Source organism: Bradyrhizobium sp. CW1 (genome assembly GCF_023100665.1).
Classification (GTDB): domain Bacteria; phylum Pseudomonadota; class Alphaproteobacteria; order Rhizobiales; family Xanthobacteraceae; genus Bradyrhizobium; species Bradyrhizobium canariense_D.
Genome location: NZ_CP064684.1, coordinates 6396122 through 6414203, shown reverse-complemented (window position 1 = coordinate 6414203; position 18082 = coordinate 6396122). Strand labels below are relative to the sequence as shown.

Annotated in this window: 19 protein-coding genes, 1 tRNA gene and 1 pseudogene; 11 read left to right on the top strand and 10 right to left on the bottom strand. The window is 63.3% G+C overall.

Translation table 11 applies throughout. From position 1 onward, the window contains the following. Positions 1–42: 42 nt before the first annotated feature. From tnpB to IVB54_RS31100, 3 genes and pseudogenes are all read right to left on the bottom strand, one after another. Positions 43–396, bottom strand: a complete 354-nt coding sequence (gene tnpB, locus IVB54_RS31110) for an IS66 family insertion sequence element accessory protein TnpB (RefSeq protein WP_148750250.1) — start codon at positions 394–396, stop codon at positions 43–45. Next, a complete protein-coding gene (locus IVB54_RS31105) occupies positions 377–850 on the bottom strand; it encodes a transposase (RefSeq protein ID WP_247297715.1) in 474 nt (157 codons plus the stop codon). Before IVB54_RS31105 ends, tnpB begins: the two co-directional genes overlap by 20 nt. A 31-nt stretch (positions 851–881) precedes the next feature. Next, positions 882–1434: pseudogene (locus tag IVB54_RS31100) on the bottom strand (Ada metal-binding domain-containing protein). A gap of 130 nt (positions 1435–1564) precedes the next feature. Between IVB54_RS31100 and IVB54_RS31095 the strand changes: the two are divergent. Together IVB54_RS31095 and IVB54_RS31090 are read left to right on the top strand one after the other, a co-directional pair. Then, positions 1565–1984: a nuclear transport factor 2 family protein gene (locus tag IVB54_RS31095; protein ID WP_247367270.1), complete on the top strand. Its 420-nt coding sequence runs from the start codon at positions 1565–1567 to the stop codon at positions 1982–1984. Then, positions 1888–2226 carry a cupin domain-containing protein gene (locus tag IVB54_RS31090; RefSeq protein WP_346348203.1) on the top strand — a complete coding sequence of 113 codons (339 nt, stop codon included), beginning with the start codon at positions 1888–1890 and terminating at the stop codon, positions 2224–2226. Before IVB54_RS31095 ends, IVB54_RS31090 begins: the two co-directional genes overlap by 97 nt. Before the next feature lie 476 nt (positions 2227–2702). On the opposite strand, the gene IVB54_RS31085 is transcribed toward IVB54_RS31090, so the two are convergent. Continuing rightward, a complete protein-coding gene (locus tag IVB54_RS31085; RefSeq protein WP_247338444.1) occupies positions 2703–2849 on the bottom strand; it encodes a hypothetical protein in 147 nt (48 codons plus the stop codon). 508 nt (positions 2850–3357) lie between these two features. Here IVB54_RS31085 and IVB54_RS31080 point away from each other — a divergent pair. Together IVB54_RS31080 and IVB54_RS31075 are read left to right on the top strand one after the other, a co-directional pair. After that, positions 3358–3528 (top strand): hypothetical protein, encoded by a 171-nt coding sequence (locus IVB54_RS31080; protein WP_247293539.1) that lies wholly within the window; start codon positions 3358–3360, stop codon positions 3526–3528. Beyond that, positions 3518–5587, top strand: a complete 2070-nt coding sequence (locus tag IVB54_RS31075; RefSeq protein ID WP_247776602.1) for a recombinase family protein — start codon at positions 3518–3520, stop codon at positions 5585–5587. The genes IVB54_RS31080 and IVB54_RS31075 overlap by 11 nt, the downstream gene beginning before the upstream one ends. A gap of 93 nt (positions 5588–5680) precedes the next feature. Here IVB54_RS31075 and IVB54_RS31070 read toward each other — a convergent pair whose 3' ends face one another. The 5 genes from IVB54_RS31070 to IVB54_RS31050 all read right to left on the bottom strand — a co-directional run bounded on the left by IVB54_RS31070 (position 5681) and on the right by IVB54_RS31050 (position 9674). Next, positions 5681–6430 (bottom strand): hypothetical protein, encoded by a 750-nt coding sequence (locus tag IVB54_RS31070; RefSeq protein ID WP_247371224.1) that lies wholly within the window; start codon positions 6428–6430, stop codon positions 5681–5683. Further along, on the bottom strand, positions 6430–6627 hold the full coding sequence (locus IVB54_RS31065; RefSeq protein WP_247371227.1) for a hypothetical protein: 198 nt from the start codon (positions 6625–6627) through the stop codon (positions 6430–6432). The genes IVB54_RS31070 and IVB54_RS31065 overlap by 1 nt, the downstream gene beginning before the upstream one ends. 792 nt (positions 6628–7419) lie before the next feature. Further along, positions 7420–7494, bottom strand: a tRNA-Val gene (locus tag IVB54_RS31060). Positions 7495–7650: 156 nt separating this feature from the next. Further along, positions 7651–8949, bottom strand: a complete 1299-nt coding sequence (locus tag IVB54_RS31055; RefSeq protein WP_247337937.1) for a hypothetical protein — start codon at positions 8947–8949, stop codon at positions 7651–7653. Positions 8950–9068: 119 nt separating this feature from the next. Then, the gene (locus IVB54_RS31050; protein ID WP_018458350.1) at positions 9069–9674 is read right to left on the bottom strand and encodes a DUF1134 domain-containing protein; all 606 of its coding nucleotides are present in this window, start codon (positions 9672–9674) and stop codon (positions 9069–9071) included. Positions 9675–9813: 139 nt separating this feature from the next. On the opposite strand from IVB54_RS31050, the gene IVB54_RS31045 reads away from it, so the two are divergent. Beyond that, on the top strand, positions 9814–10299 hold the full coding sequence (locus tag IVB54_RS31045; RefSeq protein WP_026233560.1) for a YHS domain-containing (seleno)protein: 486 nt from the start codon (positions 9814–9816) through the stop codon (positions 10297–10299). A gap of 14 nt (positions 10300–10313) precedes the next feature. Here the strand turns inward: IVB54_RS31045 and IVB54_RS31040 are convergent, their stop codons facing one another. After that, positions 10314–11141 carry a 3'(2'),5'-bisphosphate nucleotidase CysQ gene (locus tag IVB54_RS31040; protein WP_247300655.1) on the bottom strand — a complete coding sequence of 276 codons (828 nt, stop codon included), beginning with the start codon at positions 11139–11141 and terminating at the stop codon, positions 10314–10316. Positions 11142–11312: 171 nt separating this feature from the next. Here IVB54_RS31040 and IVB54_RS31035 point away from each other — a divergent pair, with 171 nt between their 5' ends. The 6 genes from IVB54_RS31035 to IVB54_RS31010 all read left to right on the top strand — a co-directional run bounded on the left by IVB54_RS31035 (position 11313) and on the right by IVB54_RS31010 (position 18081). Continuing rightward, a complete protein-coding gene (locus tag IVB54_RS31035) occupies positions 11313–11966 on the top strand; it encodes a histidine phosphotransferase family protein (RefSeq protein ID WP_018458347.1) in 654 nt (217 codons plus the stop codon). A gap of 197 nt (positions 11967–12163) precedes the next feature. Further along, positions 12164–15004 (top strand): hybrid sensor histidine kinase/response regulator, encoded by a 2841-nt coding sequence (locus IVB54_RS31030; protein ID WP_247363751.1) that lies wholly within the window; start codon positions 12164–12166, stop codon positions 15002–15004. Positions 15005–15028: 24 nt separating this feature from the next. Continuing rightward, entirely contained in the window at positions 15029–15499 is a 471-nt protein-coding gene (locus IVB54_RS31025; RefSeq protein ID WP_085409211.1) for a chemotaxis protein CheW, read from the top strand. 72 nt (positions 15500–15571) lie between these two features. Further along, on the top strand, positions 15572–15937 hold the full coding sequence (locus IVB54_RS31020) for a response regulator (protein WP_007600538.1): 366 nt from the start codon (positions 15572–15574) through the stop codon (positions 15935–15937). Between the two features lie 75 nt (positions 15938–16012). Then, entirely contained in the window at positions 16013–17212 is a 1200-nt protein-coding gene (locus IVB54_RS31015; protein WP_247294705.1) for a chemotaxis response regulator protein-glutamate methylesterase, read from the top strand. Next, positions 17209–18081: a protein-glutamate O-methyltransferase CheR gene (locus tag IVB54_RS31010; RefSeq protein WP_085357855.1), complete on the top strand. Its 873-nt coding sequence runs from the start codon at positions 17209–17211 to the stop codon at positions 18079–18081. Before IVB54_RS31015 ends, IVB54_RS31010 begins: the two co-directional genes overlap by 4 nt. Position 18082 lies beyond the last annotated feature (1 nt).

The window sequence follows — 18082 nt, the reverse complement described above, 5'->3', positions numbered from 1 at the left end:
AATCTGAACCGTACCGACGCGTCAACCGCTCAAGTCGAGAGCTCAGCCGGCAACCTGATATTGCCGCACCGGATGGCGGACCATCGCATCGATATCGATGCCGTCAAGGATCCAGTGCAATTGCTCGGTCGTCAGCGTGACGACCGCCTCCTGGCGGCGCGGCCATCGGAACTTGTCCTCGGTCAGCCGCTTCAGGACCAGCACAAAGCCGGACCGGTCGAAGAACAGCAACTTCATCCGGTCGCAACGGCGATTGCAGAACGCAAAAACCGCCGGAGCGAACGGATCGAGCGCCATCGTCTCCTGGACCAGAACCGCAAGGCTGTTGATGCCAGCCCGGAAGTCGATCGGCTCACGGTGCAGATAGACCTGCAGGTCACCGCCCAGTCTGAACATGGCCCAGGGCTCCGATGATCGCCGTCAATGCATCCACATCGCCGCATTCCAGCGCGACCTTCACGCCGTTCGGCAGCGACGCGCTCACTTTGGCCGGAGAACAAAAAGCTGTAGTCCCCTTGGGTTCCGACCCGCGCACTTCATCGCAAGCCGCCGGCAAACCCACCATCGCCACGCTGCTCCCCCGCGACAGGGCGCGATCGGAAGCCCCCTCAAGTTGAACCGGGATGAACGCCGATGGGGGAGACCGCGGGAGAGACCTGGTCGCGGTGTGCTTCTTGATCCATTTCCGAAGCAGGTTCGCGTTGACCCCGTGTTCGAGCGCAAGTCTCGATACCGAAACGCCAGGCTCAAGACAACTCGCGACAAGACGCTCCTTCGATGCCGCCTCGTAGCGCCGGCGACCGTTCCGACCAACAAGCCTGACCCGCAGTTTCTGATCATCGTCTGCCATCACAAGGTGTCCACCTATTTTGGTGGACACCTCATGCATCAGAGCACTCAAAAGCAAAAGGTGCAGGGAAATTCGCGCTTACGTTGAATCGGCGCACACTGCCAAAGCCAGCTCGGTAGGCGATCTGGGCCAATGGTTCAGTCGTCTCGTCAAGGAGGCGCTTCGCCCGCTGTACACGCCTGGTCTTCGCGACCTGTTGGGGGCTGGCCCCGACGTACCGCTCGAACAGACGCGCAAGGTGGCGCGAGCTTACCCCGAGCCGATCGGCCAGTGAGGCAACCGAAGCGTCATCTAACGCGCCACCATCGATCAATTTCAAGGCCCGCGCGACTGTCGAACGCGTGCCATTCCAGGCAGCACAGAAGGGCGCGGTCTCCGGACGGCAACGCAGGCAAGGCCGGTATCCCGCAGCCTCGGCGGCCGCCGCAGTTTGATAGTAAGGCCACGTTACGGGTCAACGGCTGCTTCACTGGGCAAACTGGGCGGCAGTAGATCCCCGTGGTCTTCACTGCCGTGTAGAAACGGCCGTCATAGCGCGTATCGCGCTGCAAGCGCGCGGTGTTGCATACCTCAAAACTGAGCATGACTCATCTTACCGCAGGGGTGGCCAGAATAACAGTCCTGAGATGATCAGGTCCGATTCCGGCCAGCGATATCGGTGCGCCCTTCTTATAGAGAAGGTGCAGACTCGCTGAGCACTTGGAGAAGCAAAAGATGAACAGCACGAATCCTAAAGAGGTCGTGATCAATGCCTGGAAGACGTTTCAAACCCGTGATGCGAGGCTAATCGCCGAGCTGTTTACTCCCGATGCCGAATGGATCGCACCGGCCGGAAATGCCACGGCGGTCGCTCTCAAGCACACCGACCACATGATTGGACCGGACCAAATCGCACACTTTATTGCCTCGGAAATGCATCATCTGTTCTCGAACGTCGACATCTCGTTTCGGGGCATTCATGCCGATGGCGATACTGTGGTCGTCGAGGAGCGAATGCGAGCCACTCTTCCTGGAGGCAAGCCCTACGAGAATGACTATTGCTTCGCTTTTGTCCTTTCGGGCGAGCGGATCAAGCTGGTTCGCGAATACATGGACACCCGAAAGGGCTGGCAGATGATTTTCGAGCCACTTTGAAGGCCGCTTTGGGTGAGCACAATCACGAGGGCCCCGGCATCCGCCAAGTCACCTCCGGCTACATGACTTACGTCTTGCCGGATAAGACTGTAGTTTACGCCCCGGGCGATTTCTTCTTTGAATCTGGGGATATAAACCACACCGTTTTTAACAAGACGGATACACCTATGGTGCACGTGCTCTTCGAAATACTGCCGGTTAACCTGAATGGTCCTTCGCTGATTCCGGTCAGGCATCATTAGAACGTCGTTCGCCTGTGACGTGGGCTCGGAAGTGAGAGCTTGGCCGCTGCGAGCGGGACTGTCCATTTGATCCCTAGATGGAACATCCGGACCGCCGTCAAGGTGGCGTGCACCCGGCAGCTCGGCACGCTTCCCACCGCCGTCTCGCATATCGGTGGTTGTGCCCTGCGCAAAAGAATGACCGCCTATGGCGCTTAGCCAAAGTGCCGATCATCAGATTTGTGATGTCCGATACCGTCCTTAGCGGGCTCTAGCAATTCGCTCCGTTGAAGGGAGTGATCGGCGCGTGCCCCGAGGAGTAACGCGCTACAAAAGTAAGACAGTAACGTTGGCAGTTTATTTTACGAGACGCCGCACCGAAATTCGCTCTATGATGTGCGTTCGGAAAATTTTCTACCTGATTTGCGCTGACTGAGTTCGTTTCCAATCTGGGGTTGATTGCCATGCGCCCCATCCAAAGTGAGCACATTGCTGCGCTATTCAAACTGCACGCCCAACAGCTTGAATCCCTTCGCATCGATCCCGAGATCGAGAAGGAATATTCGAACATCCTTCTTTTGAGAGAGAAGATAAAGCTGGCGACCGATCAGAAGAAGGTGAGCTGCTGCCGGTTTGATGGACACCGGGTTAAGCTAATCCCACCTTGCGCTCGAACTCAACAGGGCTGAGGTAACCGATCGTCGAGTGACGTCGGGTCGTGTTGTACAACGACGTTTGAGAACGCCCACAGGACCGTTCTTCGCGAGGTTCTTTATCGGCATCATCCTTGGTTTGGGCGCCGAGTTTGCGTTCATGGAGCCATCGACAAGGCCGACGATGTCGTTTTTCGCTGCACCCTGGACGGATCGCAAGCAGACCGTTGGCTGGAAGTTCCCGCATGGATGTTCGACCGGACGGCATGCCATGACGCCGGGTTTCTGACAGCTCAGCCGCTTGTTAGGATCGATGCACTTGCGGCGCTTTCTGCGCTTCTCGATGTAGCGTTGAAGGATCGAACGCCATCAGCTGCCCCGCTTTCTGGCGCATCCAGAGGCTCTCACGGCCAGAATCGGGGAGCGACTCATGTCAAGCCAGACGGCAATGCCAGGGAGCGGATACCGACACAATCAACGACCGCGGCCGCAGCAGCAGATGGATCTGTTCGGGAGCGGCCTGTCGAACGGCGCCATCGGCGCGCCGGCATGGTCGGAGCTGCCGGCGGAAGCGCAGGCGGCCCTTATGAGTCTGATGACGCAGTTGATCCTCGACCATGCTGCGACGACGGCGACGCCGCGCGCGAAGGAGGTCGGTCATGATTTCTGACAAGGTCAGGCCTCATCATCTCGAGCGCAAGGCGCTTCTTTACGTGCGTCAATCCTCAGCGCATGAGGTGTTGCACAATCGCGAGAGCAATGCGTTGCAGTACGCCATGCGGGACCGGCTGACGGCGCTCGGGTGGTCAGAGATTGAAGTGATCGATGATGATCTCGGTCGTTCAGCCGCCGGCGGGGTACAACGCGCCGGTTTCGAGCGGATGGTAGCGGAGGTTTGCCTCGGTAAGGTTGGCGCGGTTTGCGCCCGCGAGGTCTCGCGCTTCGCTCGCAACAGCCGGGATTGGCAGCAACTCATCGAGATGTGTCGTGTGGTCGATACCGTCCTGGTCGATCAGGAGACGATCTATGCACCGAGGCACGGTAACGACCGCCTGCTGCTCGGGCTCAAGGGCAGCCTCAACGAGTACGAGCTGGATCTGTTGCGCCAGCGCTCGCTCTCGGCCCGCTACGAGAAGGCGCGCCGGGGCGAGTTGGTTGTGGCGGCGCCCGTCGGCTTCGTGAAGCCCGGCGACCATTATGAGAAAGATCCGGATGGGCGTGTCCAGGAAGCGATCAAGCTGGTGTTCGACAAGGTCGAGGAACTGGGCAGCGCGCGACAGGCGCTCTGCTGGCTCCACGAGTACAATCTCGATCTGCCGGTGAAGCAGACCAGCGGCGACACGGCCTGGCGGCGACCAAGCTACTCCGCCATCCACCGGATCATTGAGAACCCGGTCTACGGCGGCGCCTATGCCTATGGTAAGACGGCTGTGGCGGCGGGATACAGCGCCGCAGGCGTGAGCGTGAAGATCCGCCGCAAGGCGCGGAACGAATGGCTGGCGCTGAAGCCCAACACCCACGAAGGGTATGTGAGCTGGGAGAGGTTCGAGGCGATCCGCACTATGGTCAGCAGCAACATTCCCACCGGCCGGCATCACGGCGCGCCCAAGCATGGTGACGGGCTGCTGGCCGGCCTGATCCGGTGCAAGCGCTGCGGCCGCAAGCTCACACTCCGATACTCCGGCATGAAGCACCATATCCCGCGCTACAGCTGCAGCCGCGCCTGGATGGACAATGGTGGCCCTCACTGCATCGGCTTCGGCGGACTGCGCGTCGATGATGCAGTCGAGGAAGCGCTGCTTGGCGTCGTCGGTCCGGGCGCTATCGCCGCTGCAACCGCGGCCGCCAAGGAAGCCAGGGAACGGCGGGATCAGGTGCGCGATGCTCTCAGTCGCGACCTCGAAGCGGCGCGCTATGCCGCCGACCGGGCCTTCCGGCAGTACGATGCCGCTGACCCCGCGAACCGGCTGGTGGCGGGCGAGCTTGAAGCGCGCTGGAACAGGGCGCTCGCTCACGCGGCGGAGGTCGAGGGCAAGATCGCAATGCATGAGGCGGCGACGCCCGCCCCCATTGCCGATCCAGCTTCGCTCGGCGTTCTAGCCTCGAACCTCAAAGCGGTCTGGGATGCGCCGACGACGGATGCTCGCCTCAAGAAGCGCGTTGTGCGCACCCTCATCCATGAGGTCGTGGCCGATATCGACGATGCGGCCTCCGAGATCGTCCTCATCGTCCACTGGGTCGGCGGCGTTCACAGCGAGATACGCCTGCCCAAGCGCCGGCGCGGGCAGCGTAACAGCACCTCCGCCAACATCATCGAGGCTGTGCGCCGACTGGTGCTGATCGCCAGCGACGATCTGATCGCCGGCCTCCTCAACCGCAACGGCCTCGAGACCGGTAACGGCAATCGCTGGACGCGCGAGCGTGTTACCTCGCTGCGCTCGCACTATCGCATCCCGGTGTTCAAGCCCGCCGAGGACGGCATCGAGCACTGGCTAAACCTCAGCAACGCCGCCAAGCTCCTGAAGATCGCGCCCAAGACGCTCCGGCTGGCCGCTGAAGCCGGTGAAATCGAAGCCATCCATCCTCTGTCGGATGGTCCTTGGATCTTCGCCCGCAGCTCGCTGATAACAACTGCTGCTCGATCTATCGCCGAACGAGCGCGACAGAACCCAAGATACCCCACGGGATCGAATCCCAATCAGCAAAGTCTTTTCTCTTCAACAACATAGACAGATGGGTGTTCTGATGCGCGGTTGTAGAACCGCTCGATGTAATCGAACACATCTGCTCTGGCCTCGTTCCTGGTGCGATAGGTTTTGCGCTCACTGTGCCATGTTCTTACAGCCAGCGATTGCCGCAAAGAATAGTCCTGGATTGTACTGAGCGGCATTGGCACCTGTGCCCCAAAACTTGAACCCATTCGCTACGCCGGCTTCTCCGCTACAGTTTAGCGAAATATTGCCGTCGATAACGATACCGACCGAGTCCTTGATTTCAAGCAGTGCATTGGCAACAGAGCCTGCTTTCGCAATTAGTCCACCTCTGCCATTCATGCAAGGCGCTGAAACAGTATCGATAATAATTGTCGTTAATGTATAAATTCTATTGAATTGGAAACACCTTCCCTGAGCTGCGGCGTAGTTGATCGCCGCCTGCACATTCATCGTATCGTCGGTCGTGCCGCACGTCCCGAAATCCTCACACGACACGGGTATCTTGCGGAGCTGCGCCTGGATTGTCTGCGATGCTGGGGATGTATTCGCAGCTGTGTACGGCTGCAATTGAGCTGACGAGGGCGCCGATCCGCAATCCTGAAGCAACCCTGTAGTGCCACTGAAGCACGCAAGATTGCCGCTGATGACCGGCGCGGTCGGCATGATCGAGTTGATCAGGTCATTCTGAAACGTCCGGACGCCCGAAGGGGTGATCTGGCGGGTGGACTGATCCGGGAAGGTCGTGCCGACTTCTGTGTTGAGTTGCGCCTTAGTCTTTTGACCGAATGCGGGGGCGGCTAAGACCAGCGAGGCGACGCAGAGCGATCCGATGACGAACTTGAACGAGTCACCGAACATCAGCGGCCCCGATCGAATGCGAGGCCAAACGAAACGTCAAAGGCGCCTTCGGACTTGTCCCCGCCGAACAGCGCGACAGCGCCAATGACGATGAGTGAGCCAAGCGCGACCGCGCGGGCGAAATTGGCAAGCATGTCAGGCTGCCCCTCGCTCGACTTCGATTCCATCAGCGCGAAGGCGATCGAGAACAGCAGCACGCACGTAGTCAGAACGCGACTGAGCGCGCCTATCGGCCGCACGATCTACGGCTTCGGTGAAATATTCGGGAGCGCAAATCTGGAGTAGGGCGCTGAAACGCGCCGAACGGACGTGCGACATTGGCCACCTAGCGGTGTTTGAATCGGGTTTCGATTTCCGATTGCCAGCATCGGTTTTCTTTTTGCCGGTCCCCCAAATGGGGTGGCACAGGCGCCGCTCTTAACCAACCGATCGAAGTCTGGTGTGGCCCACGGCGGCTCGGTCGCTTTGAGCCAGAGCGAAGGTAAGCGAGACCGCTGCCGCCCCTCATTCTTGACCTTGGCCGAGCGTCGCCTTCATCAAGGCGAGCAACACATCAGCCAGCAAGAGACGGTGATAACCTAAACGTCGATCGTTATGGCTGCACGATGTGCCATCGCGGATGGGTGACGAGTACCGCGGATACGCGCGGGCAAATGAGAACCCGTCAGCCCTACGTCGCTGGCGGGTTTTTCTTTAGGGACGCAGCCGAAGTCCTGCTGCTCGGCAGAGTGATCGCTTACCGCCTGAGAAGGATTAAAGGTAGAGCGAAACAGTGCAGGAACGTCGCAGGACAAGAGCGCGTCGAGACAAACGAGGTCGCCTACACTGGTTGGGTGGGGAGAACATCGAACGGTCGTACGATGACCAGCCGAGCCGTTCTGTAGACCTCGCACCATCATTGCCCGCTTCGTGCCCCTATTGTGCCCCCGCTTTTTTGGGGCACATACTTGGAGAACCTCGCCGCTAAGTGGCTGATTTAGCTAGGTTAATGGTGGGCGCACAAGGGATCGAACCTTGGACCTCTCCCGTGTGAAGGGAACGCTCTCCCGCTGAGCTATGCACCCGAAACCATCATGCAGGCGACCCGAGTTTCGGCCGCCGATGCTTTGGAGCCCGCGATTTAGAAGTGCAGGCCGAAGGTGTCAAGTTTCGAGGCGCTGCCGGGCCGGAAAACCTTCCCCCGGACCCGCAATTCGGCGGTCAGACCATCTTGGGGCCGCTTACGCGCCCTGCTGGCGGGCGCGGGAGGCGTGGGCCTGGAGCGCGCGGATGCGTTCGGCCAGTGTTCCGCCGCCTTCGGGCAGGGTGCCTGCGGCGGTGCCGTTGGCAGGGGCGTCGTTGGCCGGGCGTGGCGCCGGCCTCGGCGGCTGGCCGGCCTCCGCCGCGAGCAGGGCCTCGATCGGCGAGTTCGGCCCTTCGAGCTGCATCGCGAGCTTGGCCACCTCGGCTGCGATGTCGTTGATGCGTTCGCGCAGCAGCGCGTTCTCCATCCGCTCGGTCGCCCAGGAGCTCTCGGCCTGTTGCTGGATCGCGTTGATGTCGCGCTGGAGCTTGGCGCGCTCGTCGCGGGCGGTGTGCAGCTGCTCCTCGAGCGCGGTCTTTTCCGCGCGGATCGATTCCATTGCGGCCGAGGACTTGCCGCCGCTCAACGCCGCGATCTCAACGCGCAGCTCCTTGATGATGCGCTCATTGGCCTCGTTGGCCTGGCGGAGCTGGTTGTTCTCATAGTCGCGTTCGGCGAGCAGCTTGCCCTGCGTGGCAAGGCGTCCCTCGAGATCGCCGACGCGGCCCGACAACATCTCGGCCTCTTTCACCTGCACGATGAGTTGGCGATCGAGGTCGGTGACGCGCTGGCTCAGATTCTCGACGCGGCCGCGGGCGTCGCCGAGCTCGCGCGAAGCGGTCTCGGACTCGGTGCGCTCCTGCGCCAGCCGCGCCTGTGTCGCGGCAAATTCCTTTTCGGCGTCGCCGACGCGGTGCTTCAGCTCCTCGATCTGCGCACGGACCGCGACCAGCTCGACCTGACGGCTCTCCGCCATCATCGAGCGGTCGGACAGTTCGGAATTGATCTTTGCGAGCTCGCCCTGCTTGTCGGTCAGCGCGAGCTCGGCGGCGCGCAGGGCTGCGGTCTTGGTGTTGAATTCCTCTTCCGTGGCGCGGAGCTGCTCCTTCACCGCCTTCTCGCGCGCTTCGAGCGCGAAGATCGTGGCGTTCTTCTCGCCGAGCTCGATCTTCATGCGGTTGATGGCGTCGCTCTTCTTGCCGAGCTCGGCGAGCTGGCTCGTGGTCTTGTTCTTGAGCTGGTCGACGCTCATCTCCAGCCGTCGCGCCGACATGGCGAACTCGGCGCGGAGCTGGTCCTTGTCGGCCTGGATCTCGGCCATCGACAACGGCGTGGCGGCCTCGAGCCGGCGCGTGGTCAGGCGCACGGCGCGGTTATGCACCAGCGGCACGATCGCGAGCCCGCACAGCATCGAGAGCAGGAAACCGATCGCCAGGTACATGATCGGTTCGACCATGGGCCAGAACTCCCAAAGCTAAGGAAAAATTTACCAAGGACATTGCATGCGGGGCCGGCAAAAAGCCAGCCCCGACATGTCGTTAACCTTGATCCGTCGCCGGAGGGGAAAGCGGAACGCTAGAACGGGTTCCAGGTCGCGCGCGGGGTGAATTTCAAATAGCCGATATTGGCTCCCAGCCGCAGGCCGAGGCCCGAGCGGATCGGCACCAGCACGATGTTGTTGGCGGTGAGCGCCGTCATGCCGAAGCCGCCGATGATGTAGGCCGAGCCGTCGAGGCCGGCGAAGCGCTGGTAGATCGCGTTGGTGGCGGGCAGATTATAGACCAGCGTCATGGTGCGCGCGCCGTCGCCACCCCAGTCGAAGCCGAGCGAGGGACCCTGCCAGTAGACCCTGAGGTCACCGGCGTTCTTGGTGTAGAGCGTGCCTTCGCCGTAGCGCAGGCCGGCGACGAAAGCGCCGGACCCTTCCTCACCGAGGATATAGCCGTTGGGCAGGCCCCATTGGCTGACCGCCTTCTCGATGATCGAGGCGAGACCGCGCGAGACGTTGCCGAAGAAGCGATGCCCGGCGTTCACGAGTTCGTCCGGCCCATAGGTGCTGGGCGTCTGGGTCCGCTGCGGCGGCGGCAAGTCGGGCGGCGGCGGCTGCTGGGCGGAAGCCGGACTGATCCACCCGACCATCGCGGCAAGCGCGACTGCGGCAAGGCGTGATGCGAAAGTCATAAAAGAACCCCTGGTATCGAATCCGGTCGCTTCCTTAACCTGGCGCCAACAGGCGCGGCTCTAGGTTGCGCCGGATGTCCCCTCGACTCGGATGTTATCCGCAGCAACTATGACGGCACAACGGCAGGAAGCCAGCCCTTTGCGCCCCGGAATTGCCTTGATCGGCCTTCTGGTCTGCATGCTGTCGGGCATTTGGATCCTCTGCGCGGGGTTGCCGGCGCAGGCGGCCACCACCGAGCGGATCGTCGTCAACCGTTTCAGTGGCGTGGCGATCGAGGGCTTCGACCCCGTGGCCTATTTCGTCGCTGGCACGGCCGTGCAGGGGACGGCCGAGTTCGAGGCGAACCTGTGGGGCGCCGTCTGGCGCTTTCGGAACGAGGGCAACCGGGCGTCTTTCCTCGCCCATCCCGAGGTCTACGGGCCGCAGTTCGGCGGCTACGATCCGGTCGATATCGCCCGCGGCGTCATCATCGCCGGTAACCCCCGCTTCTTCGCGATCGCGGCGCAGCGGCTCTATCTGTTCAGCCGGGAAGCCAATCGCGACGCCTTCGCCGCCAATCCCGAGCGCTTCCTCTATGAGGTGGGCAAGCGCTGGCCCGCCCTCCAGGACAAGCTCAGCCAGTAGGCCCCTTTACGACCTCAGAGTCTTGCCGCCTGCGGGTCACCCCAAGCAATGAACTCCGGGATGATGAAGCCGCCATCGTGCCGCTCGCCGAAGCGGAGCGCGCCGCCCTTGCCGTCGGTCACGCTGCCGCCGGCCGCGGTCACGACCGCGTAGCCGGCCCCGACGTCCCATTCACAAGTGGGCCCCAAGCGGGGGTAGATGTCGGCACTGCCTTCCGCGATCCGTCCGAATTTCACGGCCGAGCCGACCGCCTTTCTGACGGCGCTGGGGCGATGATCGATGAACGCCTCGGTTCGGGGATCTCCATGCGAGCGGCTCACCGCGGCGATCCAGGGTTCGCCCAGGGGCGGCAGCTTGCGGGTATGGATCGGCTCGGCAGCGCCGATGGTTGCGCCGTCGAACCCGACGCGCTCGGCGCCACGGCCGACGATGCCGCGCCAGAGCAGCCCGAGTGCCGGCGCGCTGACGATGCCCAGCAGCGGCACGCCCGATGTCACCAGGGCAAGGTTGACGGTGAACTCGTCGCGCCCGGCGACGAACTCCTTGGTGCCGTCGAGCGGGTCGATCAGGAAGAAGCTGGCGCGGAACGGCGGCGAGGCGAGCTGGGTCCGCTCTTCCGAGAGCGTCGGGATGTCGCCCGCAAGCTGTGCCAGCCCGTCCGCGATGATGCGGTCGGCCGCAAGGTCGGCCTCGGTCACCGGCGAGCCGTCCTGCTTGCCGTCGACCCGCATCGCTGCGCGGTTGACCGCGAGGATGGCTTCGCCCGCCTTCACCACCAGGGCGGTGAGCGGCTCCATCAGGTGGGAGGCGGCCGCGCCGTCGATGATCCGCTTCACCTGCATGCCTCATTCATCGGCAATTCCATCCCTAAGCGAGTGATTCGCCGCGGCATTAGGGCCGCTTCGAACCGATCGCAAGCTAGCTGCCACGTGCCAGCGAATGTTAGAACCTGCGGCATTCGTCAAGCATGCTTGATTCGCCGCGTCCGCGCCGTGCAATTCCAGGAACCCTTTATGTCTGACGCTTCGTCACCCGCTACCGCCACCGCTCCAGATGCGCTCGAACTCGCTGCGCTGCTGTGCTCGCGGGTCTGCCACGATCTCATCAGCCCTGTCGGCGCCATCGTCAATGGGCTCGAAGTGCTCGACGACGATCCCAAGCCCGACGACCGCGAGTTCGCACTCGACTTGATACGCAAGAGCGCGAAAACCGCCTCCGCTCGCCTCCAGTTCTGCCGCCTCGCTTTTGGTGCGGCCGGCTCGTCCGGCGCGCAGATCGATCTCGGCGATGCCCAGACCATGGCGCGCGGCCACATCGAGGACGGCAAGTGCTCGATCACCTGGAATCTGCCGCGGATCTTGCTGCCGAAGAATCGCGTCAAGCTGCTGCTCAACATGCTGGTCGTTTCGCAGCACACGATCCCGCGCGGCGGCACGCTGACGATCGATCCGATCGGCGAGGGCGAGACCATGAGCTTCCGCATCACCGCGACCGGACATAATGCGCGCCTGCCGCAGAACATCTCCGAGCTCCTGAGCGGCGAGCGCGGCCCGGCTGCGGATGCACATGCGATCCAGCCTTATTATACGCGGCTGTTGGCAGAGGCTTGCGGGCTGACCGTGAGGCTCGCGCACGAAGGCGAGGCCATCACCATTATCGCGTCGTAGACACGCCGCCGCTCTCAAACGTTAATCGAATCTTTACGAGGCGCTTCGGCTTGTCCGGAGCGCCTTATCTCTTTGTTGGTTCCGTTCTTTTCCACATACTCAACCATTATTAAACGCTTTGCGGTGAAGCTGGCCCCATTCCGAATTGGCGCATCACGTCTTGTGTGCGCGCCCTCCCTGTATGAAGGCCTGTTTTCATGGATGATCTGTTGCGGGAGTTTTTGACGGAAACCAGCGAGAGCCTGGACACCGTGGACAATCAGCTGGTGAAGTTCGAACAGGAGCCGAACAACGCCAAGATCCTGGATAACATTTTCCGGCTGGTCCACACCATCAAGGGCACGTGCGGCTTCCTCGGATTGCCGCGACTGGAAGCGCTGGCGCATGCCGGCGAGACGCTGATGGGCAAATTCCGTGACGGCATGCCGGTGACGGGGCAGGCGGTGACGGTGATCCTGTCCTCGATCGACCGCATCAAGGAAATTCTGGCCGGGCTGGAGGCGACCGAAGCCGAGCCCGAGGGCACCGACCGCGATCTCATCGACAAGCTGGAAGCGATGGTCGAGCAGGGCATGGCCGCTATGTCAGCGTCGGCGCAGCCGATCGCGTCAGGCTCGGCGCAGCCGATGCCGGCCGGCGCTGCTGCTGCTGCCGTTGCCGAAGCGCCGCCGCTGGTGCCGGACGCGCCTGTCGCCGTCGAAGCCGCGCCGACCTCCGGCGTGCTGGCCGACCAGAGCCTGGAGCGTCCGCTGCGTCCGGGCGAAGTCTCGCTCGACGAGCTCGAGCGTGCCTTCCGCGAGACCGCGATCGAAGTGCCGGTCCCGGTTGCCAGGGCCGAAGTCAAGGCGGAGCCTCCGCCTGCCGCTGAAGCCCCGGTGCCTGTTGCCAAGGAAGCAGCGAAGGAAGCCAAGGCGCCCAAGGACAAGGCCGTGCCGAAGAAGGCGATCGCCGACGAGGGCGCCGCTGAGGGAGCCAGCATCGCCAACCAGTCGATCCGCGTCAACGTGGATACGCTGGAGCATCTGATGACCATGGTCTCGGAGCTGGTGCTGACCCGCAACCAGCTGTTGGAGATATCCCGCCGCAACGAGGACACCGAGTTCAAGGTGCCGTTGCAGCGGCTGTCCAACGTCACCGCCGAGCTGCAGGAAGGCGTCATGAAGACGCGCATGCAGCCGATCGGCAATGCCTGGCAGAAGCTGCCCCGCATCGTTCGCGACCTCTCGAGCGAACTCGGCAAGCAGATCGAGCTGGAGATGCACGGCGCCGACACCGAGCTCGACCGCCAGGTGCTCGACCTGATCAAGGACCCGCTCACCCACATGGTGCGCAACTCCGCCGACCATGGCCTGGAGACCCCGGCCGAGCGTCTCGCAGGCGGCAAGGGCGAGCAGGGCACCATTCGCCTGTCCGCCTATCACGAGGGCGGCCACATCATCATCTGCATCGCCGACAACGGCCGTGGCCTGAACACCGACAGGATCAAGGCCAAGGCGATCTCCTCAGGTCTGGTCACCGAGGCCGAGCTCGAGAAGATGAGCGAAGCCCAGATCCACAAGTTCATCTTCGCCCCGGGCTTCTCCACTGCTGCCGCCATCACCTCGGTGTCGGGGCGCGGCGTCGGCATGGACGTGGTGCGCACCAATATCGACCAGATCGGCGGCACCATCGACATCAAGTCGGTCGCCGGTGAAGGCTCCTCCGTCACCATCAAGATCCCGCTGACGCTCGCCATCGTCTCCGCGCTGATCGTGGAAGCCGCCGGCGACCGCTTTGCGATCCCGCAGCTCTCCGTGGTCGAGCTGGTGCGGGCCCGCGCCAACTCGGAGCACCGCATCGAGCGCATCAAGGACACCGCGGTTCTCAGGCTGCGCAACAAGCTGCTGCCGCTGATCCATCTCAAGAAGCTGCTCAAGATCGACGACGGCGCCGTCTCCGATCCCGAGAACGGCTTCATCGTGGTGACGCAGGTCGGCAGCCAGACCTTCGGCATCGTCGTCGACGGCGTGTTCCACACCGAAGAAATCGTGGTCAAGCCGATGTCGACGAAGCTGCGCCACATCGACATGTTCTCGGGCAATACCATCCTGGGCGACGGCGCGGTCATCATGATCATCGACCCCAACGGCATTGCCAAGGCGCTCGGCGCCGCCGGCTCCTCGGCCCATGACATGAACAGCGAGAACGGGACGCACAGCATCGGATCGGGCGAGCAGACCACCTCGCTGCTGGTGTTCCGCGCCGGCTCGTCCCAGCCCAAGGCGGTCCCGCTCGGGCTCGTCACGCGCCTGGAAGAGCTGCCGGCCGACAAGATCGAGTTCTCGAACGGCCGCTACATGGTGCAGTACCGCGAGCAGCTGATGCCGCTCGTTGCCATGGAGAGCGTCACCATCGCGAGCCAGGGCGCCCAGCCGATCCTGGTGTTCTCCGACGACGGCCGCTCCATGGGCCTCGTCGTCGACGAGATCATCGACATCGTCGAGGAACGGCTCAACATCGAGGTCGGCGGATCCTCCTCCGGCATTCTCGGCTCGGCCGTGATCAAGGGCCAGGCCACCGAAGTGATCGACGTCGGCCACTTCCTGCCGATGGCGTTCGCCGACTGGTTCACCCGCAAGGAGATGAAACCGTCGCTGCACTCGCAATCGGTGCTGCTGGTCGACGACTCGGCGTTCTTCCGCAACATGCTGGCCCCGGTGCTCAAGGCCGCCGGCTACCGCGTCCGCACCGCGCCGACCGCGCAGGAGGGCCTCGCGGCGTTGCGCGCGCAGAGCTTCGACGTGGTCCTGACCGACATCGAGATGCCCGACATGAACGGGTTCGAGTTTGCCGAGACCATCCGCTCCGACAGCAATCTGGGCGCGATGCCGATCATCGGCCTCTCCGCGCTGGTGTCGCCGGCGGCGATCGAGCGCGGCCGTCAGGCCGGCTTCCACGACTATGTCGCCAAGTTCGACCGTCCCGGTCTGATCGCGGCGCTGAAGGAACAGACCGCGGGCGCCGCCGGTGCCTCCGAGCTGAGCCGCGCAGCAGCGTAACCAGCGGGATCAGGAGATACGCACATGACCAAGAAGACCCAGTCCGGCGAAGGCGCCATGGTCGAATACGTCACCGCGATGATCGGCGGCCAGCTGTTCGGCCTGCCGATCTCCCGCGTCCAGGACGTGTTCATGCCCGAGCGCGTCACCCGCGTGCCGCTGTCCTCGCGCGAGATCGCGGGCGTGCTGAACCTGCGCGGCCGCATCGTCACCGTGGTCGACATGCGCGCCCGGCTCGGCCTGCCCAAGCCCGAGGACGGCAAGATCCCGATGGCGGTCGGCGTCGACCTGCGCGGTGAATCCTACGGCCTCCTGATCGACCAGATCGGCGAAGTGCTGCGGCTCGCCGAGGACGGCATGGAAGAAAACCCCGTCAATCTCGACCCCCGCATGGCCAAGCTCGCCGGCGGTGTCCACCGTCTCGACGGCCAGCTCATGGTCGTCCTCGACGTCGATCGCGTCCTCGAGCTCGCGCCCGATATGATGGCGGCCTGATACGCCGGCACATCCGCCGACGTACCTGCAATTGGAAGTGCCCCCGCAAAAGGGGGGGAAGCAGAGGTTCACATGCGAACTTGTCTCGTCGTTGATGATTCCAGCGTCATCCGCAAGGTTGCGCGCCGGATCCTGGAGGGCCTCGACTTCCAGATCCTCGAAGCCGAGGACGGTGAGAAGGCGCTGGAGGCCTGCAAGCGCGGCTTGCCCGATGCGGTGCTGCTGGACTGGAACATGCCGGTGATGGACGGCTATGAGTTCCTCGGCCATCTCCGGCGCATGCCCGGCGGCGACCAGCCCAAGGTGGTGTTCTGCACCACCGAGAACGACGTCGCGCATATCGCGCGCGCGCTGCACGCTGGCGCCAACGAGTACATCATGAAGCCCTTCGACAAGGACATCGTGACGGCGAAATTCCAGGAAGTCGGCCTTATCTGAGCGACCGCCCTGGAGGCTGAACGGCTCCTTCGGCGTTTGTTTTCAACTGACCGTTTCAGTCTGAGTTGGTGAGTAATGAGTGTTGCGTTCGCAGGTAATTCGACCCCGGGCTCGTCGCGGGAAGCCGGACCGTTGCGGGTGATGGTCGTCGATGACTCCGTCGTCATCCGCGGTCTGATCTCGCGCTGGATCGGCGCCGAGCACGACATGGAGGTCGCGGCCTCGCTGCGCACCGGGCTCGAGGCGGTCAACCAGATCGAACGCATCAATCCCGATGTTGCCGTGCTCGATATCGAAATGCCCGAGCTCGACGGCATCTCGGCGCTGCCGCAACTTCTGGCGAAGAAGCGCGATCTCGTCATCATCATGGCCTCGACGCTGACCCGCCGCAACGCGGAGATCAGCTTCAAGGCGTTGTCGCTCGGCGCCGCCGACTACATTCCGAAGCCGGAATCGACGCGCGAGGCTTCGGCTGCGGACATCTTCCATCACGACCTGATCCAGAAAATCCGCCACCTCGGCGCACGGCTGCGCCGCAAGGCCGCGGTTGCGAGCCCGCCGCTCGCGCCCGCAAGCCCGGCTCCGGCGACACGTGGGCCGGTTGTCGCGCGGCCTGCCGCGTCCGCGGCGGCTCCGGCTTTGCATGCGTCGTCGTCCTCGCCGCTATCCACGCGTCCGTTCTCGACCCAAGCCCCGAGGGTGCTGCTGATCGGCTCATCGACCGGCGGTCCTCAGGCCCTGATGGCGCTCGTCGCCGAGCTTGGCCCCGTGATCGACCGCGTCCCGGTGCTGATCACCCAGCACATGCCGCCGACCTTCACCACCATTCTCGCGGAGCATCTGGCACGCACGAGCCGCAAGCCGGCGGCCGAGGCGGTGGATGGCGAGCCGGTGAAGCCGGGCCGCATCTATCTTGCGCCGGGCGGCAAGCACATGCGCGTCGTGCGTAGCGGCGCCGACGTGGCGATCGCGCTCGACGACGGTCCCGCCGTCAATTTCTGCAAGCCCGCGGTCGATCCGCTGTTCACGTCCGCCATCGACATCTGGCATGGCGCCATCCTCTCCGTGATCCTGACGGGCATGGGCTCGGACGGCATGCGCGGCGGCAAGGACATCGTCGCCGCCGGCGGCAGCGTGATCGCGCAGGACGAAGCTTCCAGCGTGGTCTGGGGCATGCCGGGCGCAGCGGCCAATGCCGGCATCTGTGCGGCGATCCTGCCGCTCAACCAGATCGGCGCCCGGGTCAATCGCCTGTTCGCGGGAGACCGCTCGTGACGCCGGTTGACTACGACTATCTGCGCAAATTCCTGAAAGAGCGCTCCGGCCTCGATCTCTCCCCGGACAAGCAGTATCTGGTCGAGAGCCGGCTGCTGCCGCTGGCCCGCAAGGCGAGCCTCGCCGGGATTCCCGATCTCGTGCTGAAGATCAGGAATGGCGACGGACGGCTTGCAAGCGACGTGGTCGAGGCGATGACCACCAACGAGACTTTCTTCTACCGCGACAAGATCCCGTTCGATCACTTGCGCGAAACGATCCTGCCGGGACTGCTTCGGGCGCGCGCGGCGCGCAAGTCGCTGCGCATCTGGTCGGCGGCGTCGTCGACGGGACAGGAGCCGTATTCGATTGCAATGTGCGTGAAGGAGATGGGCGCAGCCTTCGCCGGCTGGCGCATCGAGATCGTCGCCACCGATCTGTCGCAGGAGGTGCTGGAGAAATCCAAGGCCGGCGTCTACAGCCAGTTCGAGGTGCAGCGCGGCCTGCCGATCCAGCACCTGATGAAATACTTCACGCAAGCGGGCGAAGTCTGGCAGCTCAATGCCGACATTCGCGCGATGGTGCAGTTCCGCCAGCTCAATCTGTTGCAGGACTTCTCCCATCTCGGCACGTTCGACGTGATCTTCTGCCGCAATGTGCTGATCTATTTCGACCAGGACACCAAGGCCGTGATCTTCGAGCGCATGGCGAAGGTTTTGGAAGCCGACGGCACGCTGCTGTTGGGCGCCGCCGAATCCGTCGTCGGAATTACCGACGCGTTCCGCCCGATCGCCGATCGTCGTGGCCTCTATCAGCTCAATCCGACGCGTTCCGGCCGCCCGATGGGTGGACTGATGCCGCCGTCATTGAAGGTAGCAGCGGCGCGTTGAG